The following is a 17,414-nucleotide window of genomic DNA, read 5'->3' on the forward strand; positions in this document are numbered from 1 at the left end:
GGCCAGTGCCGCTCGATCGCCGGACGCCCTGCGTGACGGATGGCGAAGCGCAGGGCCACCACCACCACGATCGCGTCGTCGGCGTAGCCGATCACGGGCACGAAGTCGGGGATCAGGTCGATCGGCGAGAGCAGGTAGACCAGCAGTCCACCGAGCCACCATCGCGTTGCGCGGGGTACCGAGGGGTCGGCGACCAGGCGACGGACGAGCCGCACGACGTCGGGCGCCAGCCGCAGCACGGCGCGCCAGTCGACCGAGCCGCCGGACCGCCGCTGCTGCACCCACAGCACGACGATGAGGGCGAGCCACAGCACGACCAGCCCGGCGACGACGCCGAGCACGACGATCAGCCACTCAGGCACGGGGCGTCAGCGGTTCTCCCACTCGCGGGCCATCTCGACCACGGCGGCGACGGCCTTCTCGGTGTCGGCGGGCGATCCCCCCGCACGGCCCGCGACCAGACCCGCGACGAATGCGCTCAGGGGCGCCGCGGGACGAGCGACGCCGTTCGCGACGTCGCGGGCGAGGTCGAGGATCAGCGACACCGGGATGTCTCCGCGGGTCAGGCCGAAACGCTGGGCGAGCGCCGCGCTCCAGTCGTCGAGCGCCTCGGGCGGCAGGGTACGGGATTCGGTCATGGCTCCTCCTCGGGCCTCTCGCAGATCGTCCCACGTATCGACATCGCGGGTGAGGTCGGCATCCACCCTGATCGAGGCGATCTCGAGCCCGCCCAGCAGCGCCCGCATCGACGCATCGCGCCCCGCGGCGGGAAGAGTGGATGCCGCCTCCCGCACCGCCGCGCTCCGGTAGCGGCCCATGAGCCACTGCCGACGCCCGTCGTCGAGGCACGCCCCGTCGACGCCGGGCGGGAGCGGCGCGGCGAGCCGTGACATCACGTCGACGGGCGCGACGGTGTCGCACGCCAAGACGAAGAGGTCGTCGGCATCCACTTCTCGAAGGGCGGCGACGATGGCCGCGACCGGTCCGCCGAAGGGCGGGTCCTCGCGCACCCACGTCACGTCGAGAGCCGCGGCGAGCACCGGGGCCACGACGATGACGCGCTGCGCTCCCGCCCGTCGGACCGCGGTCACCGCGGCGGACAGCAGCGTCGCTCCGCCCACCTCGAACAGGGGTTTGACGGCTCCGTCGACGCGGCTGCCGCGCCCGCCCGCGAGCAGGATCGCGTCGACCGTCACCACAGGGCGACCGTCACGAGGGCATCGGGCGGCAGATCGTCGTCGCTCGAGGGGATCACGGCGAGACCCTCGGCCTCGCCGAAACCTCGTGTTCCCCGTGGGGTCGGCGTCGCCCGCCACCTCTCGGGGTCGGACCGGTCCAGCGACACGGGCACGTATTGCGTCCGGCCCGGTCGCGCGCGCCAGCCCCCGGCGAGCGCGACGCGCATCTGGGAGCGCGCGAGCTCGACGTCTCCCTCGAGAGCGCGCAGGGCGGGACGGACGAACAGTTCGAACGACACCGCGGCGCTGACGGGATTGCCCGGCAGGCCGAACAGCAGCGTGCCCGCCGCCGTGCGTCCGATACCCTGCGGCTTGCCCGGCTGCATGCGCACGCGCTCGAAACGCATGAGGTCGCCGAGCGTGTTCTTGACCACCTCGTAGGCGCCGGCGCTCACGCCGCCCGAGAACACCACGACGTCGGCTCCGGCCGCCTCGGCCGCCGCGATCGCCGCGCGCGGGCCCTCGCCCTCGTCGCCGACGCTCGTGCGCAGCACCACCTCGGCGCCGGCCTCTTCGGCCAGCCCGGCGAGCAGCACGCTGTTGGACTCGGGGATCTGCCCGCGTCGCATCGGTGCTCCCGCGACGACCAGCTCCGAGCCGGTCGAGACGACGGCCACGCGCGCGGCGCGCGACACCGAGACGGTGCCGACTCCGGATGCCGCGATCGCGCCGATCCGCCCGGCGGTCAGGCGCACGCCCGCGCCGACGACGAGGTCGCCGGCCCGCACGTCCGAGCCCCGGCGACGGATGTGGGCCCCTCCGGCCCGTGGGGGAACGACGACCTCGACCGGCGCGAGGCCGCCCGTGAGGCCCAGAGCGGTGTCCTCGAACGGCACGACCGCCGTCGCGTCGCTCGGCACGGGCGCTCCCGTCATGATGCGGGCGGCGTCGGTGGCATCCATTCTCGGATCCTCCGCGGTACCCGCGGGCAGGTCGGCCACCACTCGCAGCGTCGCCGGGCGGTCGAGGTCGCGCACCGCGAAGCCGTCCATCGCCGAGGAGTCGAACGCCGGCACGTCGACGGCGGCATGCACCGGATGCCGCAGCACCCGTCCCCGAGCCGCGGCCACGTCACGCGAATCGGCATCCAGCGGTCGCACCGCGTCGAGGACGGCGGCGAGGTACGCGGCGACGTCGATCACGCGCGGCGTCCGGCGAAGATGGGGGGCATGGTCTCAGCGTAGGCGCGCGCGCAAGCCCCCGGCCGGCGGTGGTGCGCTCGCTACGGTGGCGCCATGGACGGCCTGACCTACACCGAGGTCGGCGCGACGGCCGGCGAGATGCCCCCGGGCTATCACCACGTGCGCGCGCGCCGGGTCGTGGGCCACGGGCGCGAGGACTTCGAACGCGCGGCCGACGCCCTGCTCGCCGGCGACGCCCAACGCCGCGCCGGGGCCCGCGTGACGCTGAACGAGACGCCGATGCGCGCGGGCACACGTGTGACGATGCGGCTGGGGGTCTTCCGCATCCCGTGCCTGGTCGTGTGGGCCGAGCGCACCGACTCCGTCGCGGGCTTCGCCTACGGCACGCTGCCCGGTCACCCCGAGCGCGGCGAGGAGCGCTTCACCCTGACCCTGCGACCGACCGGCGAGGTGGTGTTCGACATCGCCGCGTTCTCGGCTCCGGGGCGATGGTTCACCCGCATCGGCGCCCCGCTGGGCCGCCTCGTGCAGGCGTGGATGACGCGGCGCTACCTGAGCGCGCTGGATTCCTGAGCCGGCGTGGCGGAGCCGGCCTGCGGGGGCGACCGAGCGCGCTGCTATCTCACGAAACCACGCCGCTGGCAACGCCCTCGACGAAAAGTGAGCGCTTCTCGACCCTGGCGAAGCGCTTCTCGACGACGAGACGCCGCGCGAGAGGAGAAGACCATGAACGACATCACCCCCGGCATCCCGTCCTCCGACCGGTTCGCCCGGTGACCCTCTCCACCACCCCCACCGCCGACGAAAGGCCACCGAAGAACCGCCGCCGGCGGGTGAAGTACAACCGCCGCGAGGCGATCGCCGGATACCTGTTCATCTCGCCCTGGATCGTCGGGTTCCTCGTCTTCACGGCCGGGGCGATGATCTACAGCCTCGTGATCTCGTTCTCGAGCTACAACCTCGCGACGAACTCCGCGCGGCCGGTCGGCACGTCGAACTACGCGCAGCTGTTCGAAGACCCGCGGGTCGCCGTCTCACTCGGCAACACCCTCTTCTACGCAGTCATGGCGGTGCCGCTCGAGATCGCCTTCGCGCTGTTCCTCGCGCTGCTGCTGAGCCGGGTGGGTCGAGGCGCAGGCGTCTTCCGCACGCTCTACTACCTGCCCAAGATGACCCCGGCCGTGGCGACCGCGGCCGTGTTCTTCCTGCTGCTGAACGGCAACTCGGGGGCGATCAACCGCGCTCTGGGCGCTGTCGGCATCCCGGGGCCGCAGTGGTTGGTCGACCCCGCGTGGGTCAAACCGAGCATCGTCATCATGGCGCTGTGGACGGTCAGCGGCACGATGGTGATCTTCCTCGCGGCGTTGAAGAACGTTCCGGTCGACCTGTACGAGGTCGCGCAGATCGACGGCGCCGGTCCCGTGCGCCGGTTCTTCTCGATCACGCTGCCGATGATCTCGGGGGCGATGTTCTTCAACGTCATCGTGCTGACCATCGCGGCGTTCCAGGTGTTCGACCAGGCCTACCTGCTGTTCTGGCGCGACCAGAGCAATGCCTCGCCCGAGGCGTCGCTGTTCTACGCGATCTACCTCTTCCAGCAGGCGTTCCGGCAGTTCGACTTCGGTTTCGCCGCGGCCATGGCGTGGCTGCTGTTCGTCATCATCCTGCTCATCACCCTCGTGCAGGTGCGCCTCGGCAACCGCTTCGTCTACTACGAGGGAGACCGCTGATGACCGGCACCCTGCAGACCCCGGGCGTCGCGCAGGCGAGGCCCGAGCTCGCGGCATCCGCCAACCGGCCCCCGCGGTGGCGCCGCGTCCTGTCGCAGCCGAAGACCCTCGCCGGGCGTGTGGTGCTCGCGGCCGTGCTCGTGCTGTTCGCCCTGTTGTTCCTCTACCCCTTCGCATGGCTGCTCGCGGCGAGCTTCAAGCCGCGCGGCGAGGTGTTCGACAACGCGCTGATCCCGAAGACCTTCACTCCCGGCAATTACGCCGAGGTGTGGAATCAGCTGCCCTTGCTCAGCTGGATGTTCAACAGCGTCTCGATCGCGCTGCTCGCGGCGACCACCGTCGCGGTGATGAGTTCGATCGTCGCCTTCGGCTTCGCGTACTTCCGCTTCCCCGGCCGAAGGCTCCTGTTCGGGCTGGTGCTGGCGACCATGATGCTGCCGGGTGCGGTGACGATGATCCCGATCTACCTCATCTGGAAAGAGACCGGGCTGCTCGGCACCTGGGTGCCGCTGTGGGGCATGAACCTGTTCGGCAGCGCCTTCTACATCTTCTTGCAGCGGCAGTTCTTCCTGGGCGTGCCGCGCGAGCTGTTCGAGGCGGCACGGCTCGACGGATGCAGCGCGTGGGGTCTGTTCTGGCGCATCGCGATGCCCCTGTCGATCCCCTCCTTCATCATCGTGTTCCTGTTCGAGTTCCAGGCCAGCTGGAACAACCTGCAGGCCGCGCTCATCTACCTCAACGCCGGGTCGGTCGAGGAGTTCACCGCCCCGCTCGGCATCGCCTACGCCATGACCAAGTACAGCCCCAGCGCGGGCGGTCAGGGCGACTACCAGTACGTCATGGTCGCTTCGCTCCTGGTGACCCTGCCGATGCTCCTCATCTTCGCCTTCGGCCAGCGGTACTTCGTCGAGGGCGTCGCCACCCAGGGCCGCAAAGGCTGATCCATCCCCCCGTCCCGAAAGGACCTTTCATGCGCACACGCACACTCGCCGGTGTCGTCGCCGGCGTGGCATCCCTCACCCTTCTCACCTCGTGCAGCGGAGGAGGGGGATCCGACCCGGCCGCCGACGTCGACTTCTCGGCCGCCCCGACCGGAACCCTCGCCGCCTGGGGCTTCGAGAACGCCGACGACGTGGGTCAGTCGCGCCTCGACTTCGCCGCCGGCCAGCTGCCCGACGTCGAGGTGACCCTGGATGCCACGGCCTTCGACGCCCAGAAGTTCACGACCCGCATCGCCGGCGGCGACGTGCCCGACGTCGTGCAGATGGACCGCCGCTACGTCACCACCTACGCCGCGCAGGGCCTGCTGATGCCGCTCGACGCGTGCTTCGAGGCGCAGAGCGTCGATCCGCAGCAGCGGTGGTACGCCAACGTCGTCGACGACGTCACGTACGAGGATGCCGTCTACGCGGTTCCGCAGTTCTACCAACCGCCCGCGATCCTGCTGAACATGAACGTGTTGAACGAGGCCGGAGTGACGCCCGAGCAGTTCGACACGTCCGACCTGGACGGCCTGCTCGCCGCGATCGCGAAGATCTACCAGGGTTCGGGCGGAACCCCCGCGCGTCTCGGTTTCGACCCGGTCGCGACGGGCCAGGGCGGTCTGTGGGTGCTCGGGATGGGTGGGCAGCTCACCGACGACACCGGCAAGCCGACGCTCGACGACCCCTCGAACGCCGCCGGCATCGACGCGCTGAAGGAGATCACCGACGCGCAGGGCGGATACGCCGCCGTCAAGAGCTTCACCGACTCGTTCGACACCTTCGGCGACGCCAACCAGTTCGCGCAGAACCAGGTCGGAGCGCAGGTGGCGAACCAGTGGTACCCGAACGTGCTCAGCGCCTCGCGCGACCGGATCTCGCTGCAGGCCGTTCCGTTCCGGGATGCCGAGGGCCAGACGTTCTCGCTCGCCTCGGGTACGGCATTCGTCATTCCCGCGGGCGCGAAGAACCCCGCCGCGGCCTGCGCGTGGATGAACGATCTGACCTCGACCGACGCCTGGATGGCTGCCGGCGCCGCGCGCGCCGCGACCATTCAGAGCAAGGACGGACTGAACACGGGCCTGTTCACCGGATCACCCGAGGCGGACGAGATGATCCGCTCGACGTACGTGAAGCCGACCGGCGACAGCGGGTTCGACCAGGTCATCTCGACCTACTACGACGTGGTCGGCTCCGGCCGGTCGTTCGGTTCGTCGCCCGCGGGCCAGGACATTCAGAACGAACTGAACAACGCCATCACCGCCGCCCTGCTCGGCGACAAGACGACCGAGCAGGCCCTGGCGGACGCCCAGCAGGCCGCCCAGCGCGCCTTCGACAAGGCGACGGCGGGCTGATCCCGCCGCCCCACCGAACGCCGAAGGGCGCCCCGGCCGGAGCCGGGGCGCCCTTTCGCGTCTCGAGGTCAGGAGCGGGGTCGCTCGTCCTCGACCACGGCCTGGACGTCGTCCGTGGCCGGCGTCTTGTCTTCGCCGCGCACCTCGTCGGCGGCGATGGCGATGTCGACCGCGGCGTCCTGCAGCGCCTCGGCGACGACGTCGCGCACCTCGTCATCGCTCGCGGGCGCGGGCTCGACGATCGTCTCGCGCGCCTGCTCGACCGGCTCGGCCTCGACGTCGGCACGGCGCTCGCGCGACGTCTCGTCGGCGGACTCGGCGAAGGCTGCGGCGATCCCCGCGGTGCGCGCGGCGACGGCATCCGTCGTCTCATCGATCTTCTGCGACGCGTCGGCGGCCTTCTCGCGGATGACCGCCCCGGCCCGGTCCGCTCTCTCGCGGACGGCGGCCTTCGCCTCGCCCGCCTTCTCGCCAATCGCCTCGGTCGCGGCATCCACCTTCTCCTCGGCCTCGTCGACCGGGTCGCGGTCGAACGGACCGAATACGCCCGTCACGACGACGTCGACATCCACGCGGCCGCGGCCCAGGGGCTGAAGCGCATCGCGCACGGCGCCGCGCACCGCGTCGGACACCTCGTGCAGCTTGTGCGGGTAGTCGACGACCAGCGAGATGGTCGCGGTCACCCGGTCGGCGCGATCGGTGTCGATCTTGACGCCGGGGGCGGTGCTCGCCAGACCCACGCGCTCCCGCACCGCGTCCGAGGCGCGGCCGAGAAGACTCCCCAGCGCGTGGACCCCGGGGACGGAGCCGGCGGCGTCGGCCGCGAGTCCCGCGGCGGCATCCAGGTCGGGCGGATCGATGGTCGAATCGATGGTGGTCATGACGTCTCCTCGTGGGGGTTCAGTGCACGCGGGTGTTGTCGCGTGCGAGCTTGGCGCGCAGGCCCGAGTGGATCGAGATGTAGGCGCGCACGTTCTGACCCGTGAGCGCGGCCAGGTTGGTCACGAGGGTGTCGACGTGCTCGGCCACCTGTCGGGGCGAGGTGTTCTGACGAGGGGTGACCGCGACGTGCAGTACCGACTCGTTCTTGATCTCGCCGGCGCTGATGCGCGACGAGAGGATCTCGTCGCGGTCGCCGAGGGCGTTCTTGAGCGCCTCCGACGCGAAGTCGTCGGTCACGGTGATGCGACCGGCGTCGTTCGCGCTGCCGGTGGACTGCAGCGGCGCCTGGCGGCGACCGCGGACGGCGGATGCCGCGATGGCGATGAGGATGATCGCCAGCACGACGAACGCGGCGACGGCTCCCCAGCCGGCGGAGTCACGGCCCAGGCCCTGGAGCCAGCCCTGGAAGCCGCCCATGACCGAGGTCCAGGTGTCGGTTCCCCCGGGCAGCAGCCCGACGGCGAGCGCGAGAGCGCCCAGGCCCAGCAGCACCACGGCGACCAGGAAGAGAAGGAAGCGGTTCAGACCGCGACGCGTCGCATTCATTAGGACTCCTTGGTGTCGGGTCGCTGCACCCGCAGGCGGGTGCGCACGGCGGGCGTGAGCTTGTAGGCGGTGACCTCTTCGTCGACGATGCGGCGCAGCTGCGCCTCGTCGACCGGGATGCCGACCGGGGGCCGCACGGTCACATCGACCGCGCGATGGGCGACGCCCACGACGATGTCGTCACGGGCGATGCCGGACTCGTTGCTGAGGTGCTGCGCGAGGGCGGACGCGATCACGCCGTTGTCGACGACGACGGCACGCTCGCCCCACGCCATCTCGTGACGCGAGAGGCGGCCGGGCTTGAGCGCGAGAACGAGCACGATGAGCCCGAGCAGGGCCAGCACGACGCCGCCGACGATGAAGGCGACCGGCATGAGCGCGGTCGGCGCGGCCACGACCGCGTTCAGCGCCTCGCCGGGGGCGACCAGCAGCGGCTGGGCTCCGGTGAGGTTGAGGATGATCTCGACCGCGGCGTACGCCAGGACGAGCAGCACCAGCACGACCACGACGAGCATGGCGACGGTGCGCGGGGAGTGCGTCTCGCGACGCACGACGGTGCGAAGCACGGTGTCAGTCATCACAGCACTCGCTTTCGTTGGGGAAGGGTCGCGCCCGAGATGGTCAGGTCGACGCGCGAGATCTGGCGGCCGAACAGGTGCGCCAGGCGCGAGCGGATCTCGCTCTGGGCGGCGGTGGCCGCCTCGAGCACGGGGGTGGCGGCGCGCACGGCCTCGGTGTCGTCGAGGCGCGGCACCGGGAACGGCGTCGACACGCGTACGGCGGCGGTGTCGCGGGCCGCGACGATCTCGACGCGGACGCTCTTGGCATCCACCCCGATGATGTCGGCGGCGGCACGCTCGGCCGTCTTCTGCAGCACGCGGTCGGCGATGTTCACGTGGCCGGCGGGGAGGCCGGGGCCGGCAACCGCGGTGCGGTTGCCGACCCCGGGCGAAGCGGTGACGGTGGTCACGATGTGCTCCGCCCCGAGAAGGCGTTGACGATGTTGCGGAAGTCGAGCTCACCGGAGGTGATGCGCGCGACGACCACGCCGATCGCCATGAACAGGGCCACGAGGATGAAGCCCCAGAAACCGAAGATCAGGGCACTGAGGGCCAGGACGAGCCCGACCAGGGCGCCCTTCGTCGTGGCGCTCAACGGACGCGCTTTTCGTCGTCGCTGTTGTTGTCCTCGTCGCCGGGGATGTGCACGTCGTTGACGTCCACGTTCACCTCGACGACCTCGAGGCCCACGAGGCGGCTGATCGCACCGGCGACGCGGCCACGGACCTGGTCGGCGACGTCCTGGATCGGGGCGCCGTACTCGACGACGATCGTGACGTCGGCGGCGGCCTGGGTCTCGCCGACCTCGACCTTGACGCCCTGCGTCAGGTCGGTGGCGTTGATGGCGTCGCGGATGGCGCCGAGGGCGCGGGCTCCGCCGCCGCCGAGCGCGTACACGCCGTTGACCTCACGGGCCGCGATGCCGGCGACCTTGGCGACGACGCCATCGGCGATCGTGGTCTTGCCCTCGGTGTGCGCCTCCTGGCCGCGGGCGGCGAGGGGACGGTTCACACGCGACGCCGCCTGGGGGACGTTCTGCGCAGCGGGAGTGGTGGGGGTGTTCTCAGCCATGTCGGTGCCTTTCGAGTGTCGATGACCCGGTTGCTCCGGGGTGGGCGCTTCGGCCTACACGACTAAGACGTACCGGGTGGGGTGATCGTCACGCCGGGATTGAAAAAGTTCGGCGGATGTGTATCCACGTGCATGTTGATCAGCCACTTATCGGCGGGATGCCAAGGCCGTCAAGCGCCCCGGATGATTCATCGCCGACCGTCAGGGTCGCTCCGTTGCAACGGCACCGGGCCGAAATCCCGGTGTGACACTCGCCCTGTTCGCAACGTCATCCCCCCGACACCCCCGTGGGAAACGACAGAAGGAGCATCATGGGCAAGAAGGACAACAAGCGCAACGAACCGGTCGCCGTCGCACGCTCGACGTCGGAGCAGCAGCGGCAGAAGGCGACGACGTGGTCGTCCCCCGCGCGGTACGCCGCCGAGCTGTTCGGGACGTTCCTGCTGGTGCTGGGCGGGGTGGGCACGGCCCTGTTCGCCGCGAACTTCCCCAGCGCCGACGACAACCAGGCCGGCGTCGGCTTCCTCGGCGTCGCGCTGGCGTTCGGCCTGACGCTCGTCGCGGGCATCGCCGCGGTCGGCCACATCAGCGGCGGGCACTTCAACCCCGCCGTGACGCTGGGGCTGCTCGCCGCCGGGCGCACCGACGCCCGCCACGTGCCCGGTTACATCCTGGCGCAGCTGGTCGGCGGCATCCTGGCCACCAGTGTGATCGCCCTCGTCCTCGCCGGTCGCCCCGACGGCTTCACCACCGCGCAGCAGGCGGGCTTCGCCTCGAACGGCTTCGGCGACGGCAGCCCGGGCGGCTACGGCCTGGGCGCGGTGTTCGTGACCGAAGCGGTGCTGACCGGCGTGTTCATCGCGGTGATCCTCTCGGTCACCGCCAAGGCCGAGTACCAGGCATTCGCGCCGATCGGCATCGGCCTGACGCTGACGCTGATCCACCTCATCAGCATCCCCGTCAGCAACACCAGCGTGAACCCCGCGCGCTCCATCGCGACGGCCGTCTACGGCGGCGCGTTGCCGCTCGCGCAGCTGTGGGTGTTCATCGTGGCGCCGATCGCCGGGGCGGTCGTCGCCGGACTGATCGTGCGCGCCCTCGGACGCCGCGTCGTCGCGTCCTGATCGCCTCCACCGGGACCGGCCGGGGTTCCTCGACCCCGGCCGGTCCCGCGCGCGCGGGCGGGCGTACGCTCGACCCATGTCCCCCACCTTCTCGACGGCGCGGTCCTGACATGGGCCGCCTCACCGCCTCTCGTCGCGTCACCCGCATCACCCTCGAGGGAGCGAACCGGCAGAGACCGGATGCCGTGGCCGTCGAGGAGCCGCTCGAGATCCGCGTCGCGGGATCGCCCTTGGCCGTGACCATGCGCACGCCCGGGCACGATGTCGAGCTCGCCGCGGGCTTTCTGGTGTCCGAGGGGGTGATCAGTCGCGGCGAGCAGTTCGCGCGGGCGATCCACTGCGGCGGCCCCGGAACGGGCGGCGCCGACGGCAACACCTACAACGTGCTCGATCTGACGCTGGCCCCGGGTGTCGACCTGCCCTCCCCCGACATCGCCCGCTCGTTCTACACGACGAGCTCGTGCGGGGTGTGCGGCACCGCGTCGATCGAGGCGGTCGAGAAGGTGTCGTCGTACGACGTCGCGACCGACCCGGTGTCGGTCGACGCCCACGCCGTCGCGGCATTCCCCGATCGTCTGCGCGCCGAGCAGAAGACGTTCGACAAGACCGGGGGCCTGCACGGGGCCGCGCTCTTCGACGTCGCCTCGGGTGAACTCCTCGTCGCTCGCGAGGACGTCGGGCGCCACAACGCCGTGGACAAAGTGGTGGGCTGGGCCCTGCTGCACGACCGACTGCCCCTGCGCGGCACCGTGATGCAGGTGTCGGGGCGCGTGAGCTTCGAGCTGGTGCAGAAGGCCGTGATGGCCGGCATCCCGATGCTCTCCGCCGTCTCGGCCCCCTCGTCGCTCGCGATCGAACTCGCCGAGCGCGCCGGCCTCACGCTGGCCGCCTTCGTCCGCGGATCGAGCATGAACCTCTACACGCGGGCGGATCGCATCATCGCCCCGGCCACAACCCCCGCGACGAAAGAGCCGGCGGGCGTACGCTGACGTCGAGGCGCACGGTGTGTGGATGCCACCGACTCGGCGCCGCGATCCACGGAGGTCAACATGGGTGAGTCGTTCGGGCTGATGACCGAGAAGCCCCGCCAGGGCGGCCTGGGGCCGACCTCGACCGGGGAATGGTCGAGCACCGGCCCGTACGAACACCCCGCGGCCGGGTGGGGCGCCGCCGTGACGGTCGGCAAGGTGCTGCTGGAGCAGCGTCAGCCCGTCGCGGGGACCAAGGCCATGTTCACCATGAATCAGCCCAAGAGCGGCTTCGACTGCCCGGGCTGCGCGTGGCCCGACGACAAGGGCGTGACGCTCGACATCTGCGAGAACGGCATCAAGCACGTCACGTGGGAGATGACGCACAAGCGCGTGGGCAAGGAGTTCTTCGCCGCGCACTCTGTGACCGAGCTGTCGCAGTGGAACGACTTCGACCTCGAGGACGCCGGCCGTCTGGTGGGTCCGATGGCCTACGACGCCGCGACCGATCACTACGTGCCGATCTCGTGGAACGACGCCTTCCGCACGATCGCCCGGCACATCACCGCACTCGATTCCCCCGACCAGGCGGCGTTCTACACCTCGGGTCGCCTCAGCAACGAAGCGTCCTTCCTGTACCAGTTGTTCGCCCGCGAGCTGGGCACCAACAACCTTCCCGACTGCTCGAACATGTGCCACGAGGGCTCGGGCCGGGGGCTCACGGCATCCCTCGCCACCGGCAAGGGCACGGCCGACCTCGAGGACTGGGAGGCATGCGACGCCCTCTTCGTGCTCGGCGTCAACGCCGCCTCGAACGCACCGCGCATGCTGACCAGCCTCGCCGAGGCCATCGACCGCGGCGCGCAGGTCGTCCACGTCAATCCGCTGCGCGAGGTCGCGGGGACGCGCACGATCGTGCCGCACGAGATCCTCGACATGGCGACGTTCCACTCCACGCCGACGAGCACCATGAACCTGCAGGTGCGTCCCGGTGGTGACCTGGCACTCGTCCGCGGCATGGCGAAGGTCGTCTTCGAGGCGTCCGAGACCGACCCGACCGCCCTCGACCAGGACTTCCTCGACCGGTACACGACGGGACTCGACGAGTACCGCGCGATGGTCGAGGCGACGCCGTGGTCGGAGCTCGTCGAGCAGGCCGGGCTGACCGAGGCCGAGATCCGCGGCGCGGCCGACGTGTACCTCGGCGCCGAGCGCACCGTCATCAGCTGGTGCCTCGGCGTGAGCCAGCATCAGCACGGCGTCGACACGGTCCGCGAGATCGTCAACCTGCTGCTGCTGCGCGGCAACGTCGGTCGTCTCGGCACCGGCCCCTCTCCCGTCCGCGGGCACAGCAACGTGCAGGGCAACCGCACCTGCGGCATCAACCACAAGCCCACCGAGGAGTGGCTCGCCCGGCTCGACGAGGTGTGCGGCATCACGTCGCCGCGCGAGCCCGGCCTCGACACCGTGCACACGGTGGCCGCCCTGCACCGCGGCGACCTCAAGGTCTTCCTCGGCATGGGCGGCAACTTCGTGCGGGCGGCTCCCGACACCAAACTGACCGCCGAGGGCATGGGCCGGTGCGAGCTGACGGTGCACGTCAGCACCAAGCTCAACCGCAGCCACCTGACCCATGGAAAAGAGGCGCTGATCCTGCCGTGCCTCGGTCGCACCGAGCGCGACGAGCAGGAGAGCGGTCCCCAGTCGATCTCGACCGAGGATGCCATGAGCTCCGTCATGCTCTCGCTCGGCTCCCGCAAGCCGGCGTCGCCCCACCTGCTCAGCGAGCCCGAGATCATCGCCCGCCTCGCCCGCGCCGTGATGCCCGAATCGGCGACCCCGTGGGAGTGGTACGTCGGCGACTACGACCGCATCCGTGACGTCATGGCCAAGGCGCTGCCCGGCTTCGAGGGCTTCAACGAGCTCGTGCGGCAGAAGTACGGCTTCCGCATCCCCCAGCCCGCCCGCGAGCGCGACTTCCGCACGCCGTCGGGCAAGGCGGAGTTCTCTCACGCCGATCTGCCGAACGTCATCCCCGCAGAGGCCGACGTGCTGGTGCTGCAGACCATGCGCTCGCACGACCAGTGGAACACCACGATCTACTCGGCCGACGACCGCTACCGGGGCGTGCGCAACATCCGCGAGCTCGTCTTCATGAACCGACGCGACATGAAGGAGCGCGGCATCGCCGAGGGCGACCTGGTCGACATCGTCGCGACCTCGCGCGACGGGTCGGTCCGCAGCGTCACCGCGTTCCGTGCGCTGGAGTACGACACCCCGCGCGGCAGCGCCGCCGGGTACTTCCCCGAGATGAACGTGCTGCTCGGCCCCGACGACTACAGCCGGCAGAGCGACCAGCCGCTGATGAAGGACATCCGCGTGCGCATCGCGAAGACGGCCTGAGGCCGAGAAGAGTCGAGACCCCCGCCGAGCCGAGTCCTGCCCCTCGGAGGCCGCGACCCCTCAGAGGTCGAGCTGCCAGAGGGCCTGGGTCGTCGTGACGCGCAGGGCGTCGGCGGCGTCGGCGAGCGCGCGCTCGGCCCCCACGACCTCGCTCATCGAGAAGACACGCGAGCCGACGGCGTCGACGGCGACGACCCCCGCGATGACGACCGCCGGCACCCGGTGGCGTGCGGCGACCGCGAGCACGTGCCCCGGCCCCTTGCCCGCGAGGCTCGTGGCGTCGAACGCCCCCTCCCCGGTGAGGGCGAGATCCGACTCGGCGAGCGCTCCGCTCAGCTCGAGCGCCTGCGCGACGTAGGCCGCGCCGTCGACCACCTCGGCGCCGGCCGCGAGCAACGCGCCAGAAAGACCGCCCGCGGCTCCCGACCTCGGCACGACGGAGACGTCGAGTCCGAAGCGCTCGGCCCAGTCCGCGGCATCCGCCCGCAGTCGCTCCGTCAGGCGCTCGACGAGTTCGGCGTCGGCGCCCTTCTGCGGACCGAACACCTCGGCGGCGTGGACGAACGTGGTGGTCGTGTCGGTGAGCACCGTCACCTGCCCGGGAGCGAACGGCACGTGGTCGCCGAGCGCCTCGATCGCCCCGCGCCCGCCGTCGGTCGCGGCGACGCCGCCCGTGCCCACCACGATGCGGGTCGATCCCGAGTCGAGGGCGAGCCCGATGAGCTCACCGACGCCCCGTGTCGTCGCGCCCCAGGGGTCGTTGGCCTCCGCTCCCCCGGCGAGGACGAGTCCGGATGCCGCTGCCGACTCGATCACGGCGGCACGACCGTCGAGGCGCCAGGTCGCGCGCACGGGTGCGCCGAGGGGTCCGCTCACCTCGTCGTGCACGTTGGCTCCGCCGAGGGCGTCGAGCGTTCCGTCGCCGCCGTCGGCCATCGGCACGATCGCGATCTCGGCGCCGGGCCACCGGTCGCGCACGGCCAGGGCCATGGCATCCGCTGCCTCCCGCGCGGTCAGCGTGCCCTTGAACTTGTCGGGGGCGATGACGATGCGCATGGGCGTCCTCTCAGCGGGCTGCTGGTGGCGCAGCCCCGACCATCTTGCCCCGAGCAGCCCCACGGGCTCGGCGATCCGCACCTCCTCAGCCCGGATGCCGGGAACCCGGCCGACTTTCCGCGGATCACCGAGGTTGCGCCCTCACGCTGCCGTCGACCCCGGGCGATGTCGGCGCACCCAACTAGACTGACTCCCGTCCGGCCCCTGCGATCTTGGAGCTCAGCCGCGTGACCACCCCGAACCCCGCCGCCCGCACAGCTCTTGCTGACACCGTCGAGAACGCCATCGCGACGCCCGAGAAAGAGCAGCCCTACGGTGCGCTCGGACTCAAGAGCGACGAATACGCCAAGATCCGCGAGATCCTGGGCCGCCGCCCCACCAGCGGCGAGCTGGCGATGTACTCGGTCATGTGGAGCGAGCACTGCTCTTATAAGTCGAGCAAGATCTACCTGCGTCAGTTCGGCCAGAAGGTCAGCGACGAGATGAAGACCCGCCTCATGGTGGGCATGGGCCAGAACGCGGGCGTCGTCGACGTGGGCGACGGCTGGGCCGTCACCTTCAAGGTCGAGTCGCACAACCACCCCAGCTACATCGAGCCCTTCCAGGGCGCGGCCACCGGCGTCGGCGGCATCGTGCGCGACATCATCTCGATGGGCGCGCGTCCGGTCGCCGTCATGGACCAGCTGCGCTTCGGGGCGATCGACCACCCCGACACTCCCCGCGTCGTCCACGGCGTCACGAGCGGCATCTCGTTCTACGGCAACTGCCTGGGCCTGCCCAACATCGGCGGCGAGACGGTCTTCGACGCGGTCTACCAGGGCAACCCTCTCGTCAACGCCCTCGCGGTGGGCGTCATGCGCCACGAAGACATCAAGCTCGCCAACGCCACGGGCGTCGGCAACAAGGTCGTGCTCTTCGGTGCCCGCACGGGCGGCGACGGTATCGGCGGCGCGAGCATCCTGGCATCCGACACCTTCGCCGACGGCGGACCCACCAAGCGTCCCGCGGTGCAGGTCGGCGACCCGTTCGCCGAGAAGGTGCTCATCGAGTGCTGCCTCGAGCTCTACCGCGACGACCTCGTCGAGGCGATTCAAGACCTCGGGGCCGCCGGTATCTCGTGCGCCACGAGCGAGCTCGCCGCCAACGGCGACAGCGGCATGAAGGTCGAGCTGTCGAAGGTGCTGCTGCGCGACCCCTCGCTGACGCCCGAAGAGATCCTGATGTCGGAGTCGCAGGAGCGCATGATGGCGATCGTCGCGCCCGAGAAGCTCGACGCGTTCCTCGCCGTCGTCGGCAAGTGGGACGTCGAGACGAGCGTGCTCGGCGAGGTCACCGGAGACGGCCGCCTCGTCATCGACTGGTACGGCGAGCGCATCGTCGACGTCGACCCCTCGACCGTCGCGGTCGACGGCCCGGTCTACGAGCGTCCCGTCGCCTACCCGACGTGGATCGACGCGCTGAACGACGACACCGCGGCGTCTCTGCCCCGCGCAACCGACGGCGACGCGCTGCGCGAGCAGTTCACCACCCTCGTGGCCAGCCCCAACCTCGCCGACACGTCGTGGATCACGAACCAGTACGACTACTACGTGCTGGGCAACACCGCGCTGAGCTTCCCCGACGACGCCGGCATGATCCGCGTCGACGAAGAGACCGGTCTCGGATTCGCGATCGCGACCGACTGCAACGGTCGCTACAACCAGCTCGACCCCTACAACGGAGCCAAGCTCGCGCTGGCCGAGGCGTACCGCAACGTGGCCGTCTCGGGTGCCGTGCCCACCGCTGTCACCGACTGCCTCAACTTCGGCAGCCCCGAGAACCCCGAGGTCATGTGGCAGTTCAGCCGGGCCGTCGAGGGCCTGAGCGACGGCTGCCTCGAGCTCGGCATCCCGGTCACGGGCGGCAACGTGTCGTTCTACAACCAGACCGGCGACCAGCCGATCCACCCGACCCCCGTGGTGGGCGTGCTCGGCATCATCGACGACGTCGCCGCGCGCATCCCGAGCGGCTGGCAGGATGCCGGCGAGAACCTCTACCTGCTGGGCGTCACCGCCGACGAGCTCGACGGTTCGCAGTGGGCGGGCACGATCCACGACCACCTCGGCGGTCGCCCGCCGAAGGTCGACCTCGCGCAGGAGCGCAAGCTCGCCGAGCTGCTGCAGGCCGCGGGTTCGCAGTCGCTCGTGTCGAGCGCGCACGATCTGTCGTCGGGTGGTCTCGCTCAGGCCCTCGCCGAGGGCGTCCTGCGCTTCGGCGTCGGCGCGCGCGTCTGGCTCACCGAGCTCATGGAGCGTGACGG

At 70.8% G+C, this 17,414-nt stretch carries 18 protein-coding genes; 8 read left to right on the plus strand and 10 right to left on the minus strand.

The features are described from left to right. The 3 genes from QZ433_RS12940 to glp all read right to left on the minus strand — a co-directional run. A partial coding sequence (locus tag QZ433_RS12940; protein ID WP_295784227.1) for a DUF1232 domain-containing protein occupies positions 1-362 on the minus strand: 362 nt, incomplete at its 3' end. 6 nt (positions 363-368) lie between these two features. Then, positions 369-1,199 carry an NTP transferase domain-containing protein gene (locus QZ433_RS12945; RefSeq protein ID WP_295784228.1) on the minus strand — a complete coding sequence of 277 codons (831 nt, stop codon included), beginning with the start codon at positions 1,197-1,199 and terminating at the stop codon, positions 369-371. Continuing rightward, entirely contained in the window at positions 1,193-2,380 is a 1,188-nt protein-coding gene (glp, locus tag QZ433_RS12950; protein WP_295784230.1) for a gephyrin-like molybdotransferase Glp, read from the minus strand. Before glp ends, QZ433_RS12945 begins: the two co-directional genes overlap by 7 nt. 93 nt (positions 2,381-2,473) lie before the next feature. Here glp and QZ433_RS12955 point away from each other — a divergent pair, with 93 nt between their 5' ends. From QZ433_RS12955 to QZ433_RS12970, 4 genes are all read left to right on the plus strand, one after another. Next, positions 2,474-2,953, plus strand: coding sequence for a DUF1990 family protein (locus QZ433_RS12955; RefSeq protein ID WP_295784231.1), 480 nt, complete (start codon positions 2,474-2,476; stop codon positions 2,951-2,953). 200 nt (positions 2,954-3,153) lie between these two features. After that, the gene (locus tag QZ433_RS12960; RefSeq protein ID WP_295784233.1) at positions 3,154-4,110 is read left to right on the plus strand and encodes a sugar ABC transporter permease; all 957 of its coding nucleotides are present in this window, start codon (positions 3,154-3,156) and stop codon (positions 4,108-4,110) included. Next, the gene (locus QZ433_RS12965) at positions 4,110-5,051 is read left to right on the plus strand and encodes a carbohydrate ABC transporter permease (RefSeq protein WP_295784234.1); all 942 of its coding nucleotides are present in this window, start codon (positions 4,110-4,112) and stop codon (positions 5,049-5,051) included. The genes QZ433_RS12960 and QZ433_RS12965 overlap by 1 nt, the downstream gene beginning before the upstream one ends. A 29-nt stretch (positions 5,052-5,080) precedes the next feature. After that, positions 5,081-6,445, plus strand: a complete 1,365-nt coding sequence (locus QZ433_RS12970; RefSeq protein WP_295784236.1) for an extracellular solute-binding protein — start codon at positions 5,081-5,083, stop codon at positions 6,443-6,445. 68 nt (positions 6,446-6,513) lie between these two features. On the opposite strand, the gene QZ433_RS12975 is transcribed toward QZ433_RS12970, so the two are convergent. The 6 genes from QZ433_RS12975 to QZ433_RS13000 are packed head-to-tail and all read right to left on the minus strand — an operon-like array spanning position 6,514 to position 9,564. Then, on the minus strand, positions 6,514-7,326 hold the full coding sequence (locus QZ433_RS12975) for an Asp23/Gls24 family envelope stress response protein (RefSeq protein WP_295784238.1): 813 nt from the start codon (positions 7,324-7,326) through the stop codon (positions 6,514-6,516). A gap of 19 nt (positions 7,327-7,345) precedes the next feature. Continuing rightward, the gene (locus QZ433_RS12980) at positions 7,346-7,933 is read right to left on the minus strand and encodes a hypothetical protein (protein WP_295784239.1); all 588 of its coding nucleotides are present in this window, start codon (positions 7,931-7,933) and stop codon (positions 7,346-7,348) included. Then, positions 7,933-8,511 carry a DUF6286 domain-containing protein gene (locus tag QZ433_RS12985; protein ID WP_295784242.1) on the minus strand — a complete coding sequence of 193 codons (579 nt, stop codon included), beginning with the start codon at positions 8,509-8,511 and terminating at the stop codon, positions 7,933-7,935. Before QZ433_RS12985 ends, QZ433_RS12980 begins: the two co-directional genes overlap by 1 nt. Continuing rightward, complete coding sequence (locus QZ433_RS12990; protein WP_295784244.1) at positions 8,511-8,903, minus strand: hypothetical protein; 393 nt, start codon at positions 8,901-8,903, stop codon at positions 8,511-8,513. Before QZ433_RS12990 ends, QZ433_RS12985 begins: the two co-directional genes overlap by 1 nt. Beyond that, on the minus strand, positions 8,900-9,088 hold the full coding sequence (locus QZ433_RS12995; RefSeq protein WP_108320810.1) for a DUF2273 domain-containing protein: 189 nt from the start codon (positions 9,086-9,088) through the stop codon (positions 8,900-8,902). Before QZ433_RS12995 ends, QZ433_RS12990 begins: the two co-directional genes overlap by 4 nt. Continuing rightward, positions 9,085-9,564 (minus strand): Asp23/Gls24 family envelope stress response protein, encoded by a 480-nt coding sequence (locus QZ433_RS13000; RefSeq protein ID WP_295784246.1) that lies wholly within the window; start codon positions 9,562-9,564, stop codon positions 9,085-9,087. The genes QZ433_RS12995 and QZ433_RS13000 overlap by 4 nt, the downstream gene beginning before the upstream one ends. A 311-nt stretch (positions 9,565-9,875) precedes the next feature. Here QZ433_RS13000 and aqpZ point away from each other — a divergent pair, with 311 nt between their 5' ends. From aqpZ to QZ433_RS13015, 3 genes are all read left to right on the plus strand, one after another. Then, on the plus strand, positions 9,876-10,688 hold the full coding sequence (gene aqpZ, locus QZ433_RS13005; RefSeq protein ID WP_295784249.1) for an aquaporin Z: 813 nt from the start codon (positions 9,876-9,878) through the stop codon (positions 10,686-10,688). Positions 10,689-10,798: 110 nt separating this feature from the next. Then, positions 10,799-11,677 (plus strand): formate dehydrogenase accessory sulfurtransferase FdhD, encoded by an 879-nt coding sequence (gene fdhD, locus QZ433_RS13010; protein ID WP_295784252.1) that lies wholly within the window; start codon positions 10,799-10,801, stop codon positions 11,675-11,677. 60 nt (positions 11,678-11,737) lie between these two features. Continuing rightward, positions 11,738-14,059: an FdhF/YdeP family oxidoreductase gene (locus QZ433_RS13015; protein WP_295784255.1), complete on the plus strand. Its 2,322-nt coding sequence runs from the start codon at positions 11,738-11,740 to the stop codon at positions 14,057-14,059. A gap of 60 nt (positions 14,060-14,119) precedes the next feature. Here QZ433_RS13015 and QZ433_RS13020 read toward each other — a convergent pair whose 3' ends face one another. After that, entirely contained in the window at positions 14,120-15,115 is a 996-nt protein-coding gene (locus QZ433_RS13020; RefSeq protein ID WP_295784258.1) for a glycerate kinase, read from the minus strand. A 227-nt stretch (positions 15,116-15,342) separates the two neighbouring features. Between QZ433_RS13020 and purL the strand changes: the two genes are divergently transcribed. Continuing rightward, the coding region (purL, locus tag QZ433_RS13025; protein ID WP_295784261.1) for a phosphoribosylformylglycinamidine synthase subunit PurL at positions 15,343-17,414 on the plus strand (2,072 nt) is incomplete at its 3' end.

The organism is uncultured Microbacterium sp., assembly GCF_913776565.1.
In the GTDB taxonomy this organism is placed as follows: Bacteria; Actinomycetota; Actinomycetes; order Actinomycetales; family Microbacteriaceae; genus Microbacterium.

Excerpts from the sequence above, each read along its gene's own strand:
- QZ433_RS12985 (WP_295784242.1), bottom strand. The coding sequence starts at position 8,511 with ATGACTGACACCGTGCTTCGCACCGTCGTGCGTCGCGAGACGCACTCC.
- QZ433_RS13015 (WP_295784255.1), top strand. The coding sequence starts at position 11,738 with ATGGGTGAGTCGTTCGGGCTGATGACCGAGAAGCCCCGCCAGGGCGGC.
- QZ433_RS12975 (WP_295784238.1), bottom strand. The coding sequence starts at position 7,326 with ATGACCACCATCGATTCGACCATCGATCCGCCCGACCTGGATGCCGCC.
- QZ433_RS12965 (WP_295784234.1), top strand. The coding sequence starts at position 4,110 with ATGACCGGCACCCTGCAGACCCCGGGCGTCGCGCAGGCGAGGCCCGAG.
- aqpZ (WP_295784249.1), top strand. The coding sequence starts at position 9,876 with ATGGGCAAGAAGGACAACAAGCGCAACGAACCGGTCGCCGTCGCACGC.
- QZ433_RS12955 (WP_295784231.1), top strand. The coding sequence starts at position 2,474 with ATGGACGGCCTGACCTACACCGAGGTCGGCGCGACGGCCGGCGAGATG.
- QZ433_RS13020 (WP_295784258.1), bottom strand. The coding sequence starts at position 15,115 with ATGCGCATCGTCATCGCCCCCGACAAGTTCAAGGGCACGCTGACCGCG.
- fdhD (WP_295784252.1), top strand. The coding sequence starts at position 10,799 with ATGGGCCGCCTCACCGCCTCTCGTCGCGTCACCCGCATCACCCTCGAG.
- QZ433_RS13000 (WP_295784246.1), bottom strand. The coding sequence starts at position 9,564 with ATGGCTGAGAACACCCCCACCACTCCCGCTGCGCAGAACGTCCCCCAG.
- QZ433_RS12980 (WP_295784239.1), bottom strand. The coding sequence starts at position 7,933 with ATGAATGCGACGCGTCGCGGTCTGAACCGCTTCCTTCTCTTCCTGGTC.
- QZ433_RS12970 (WP_295784236.1), top strand. The coding sequence starts at position 5,081 with ATGCGCACACGCACACTCGCCGGTGTCGTCGCCGGCGTGGCATCCCTC.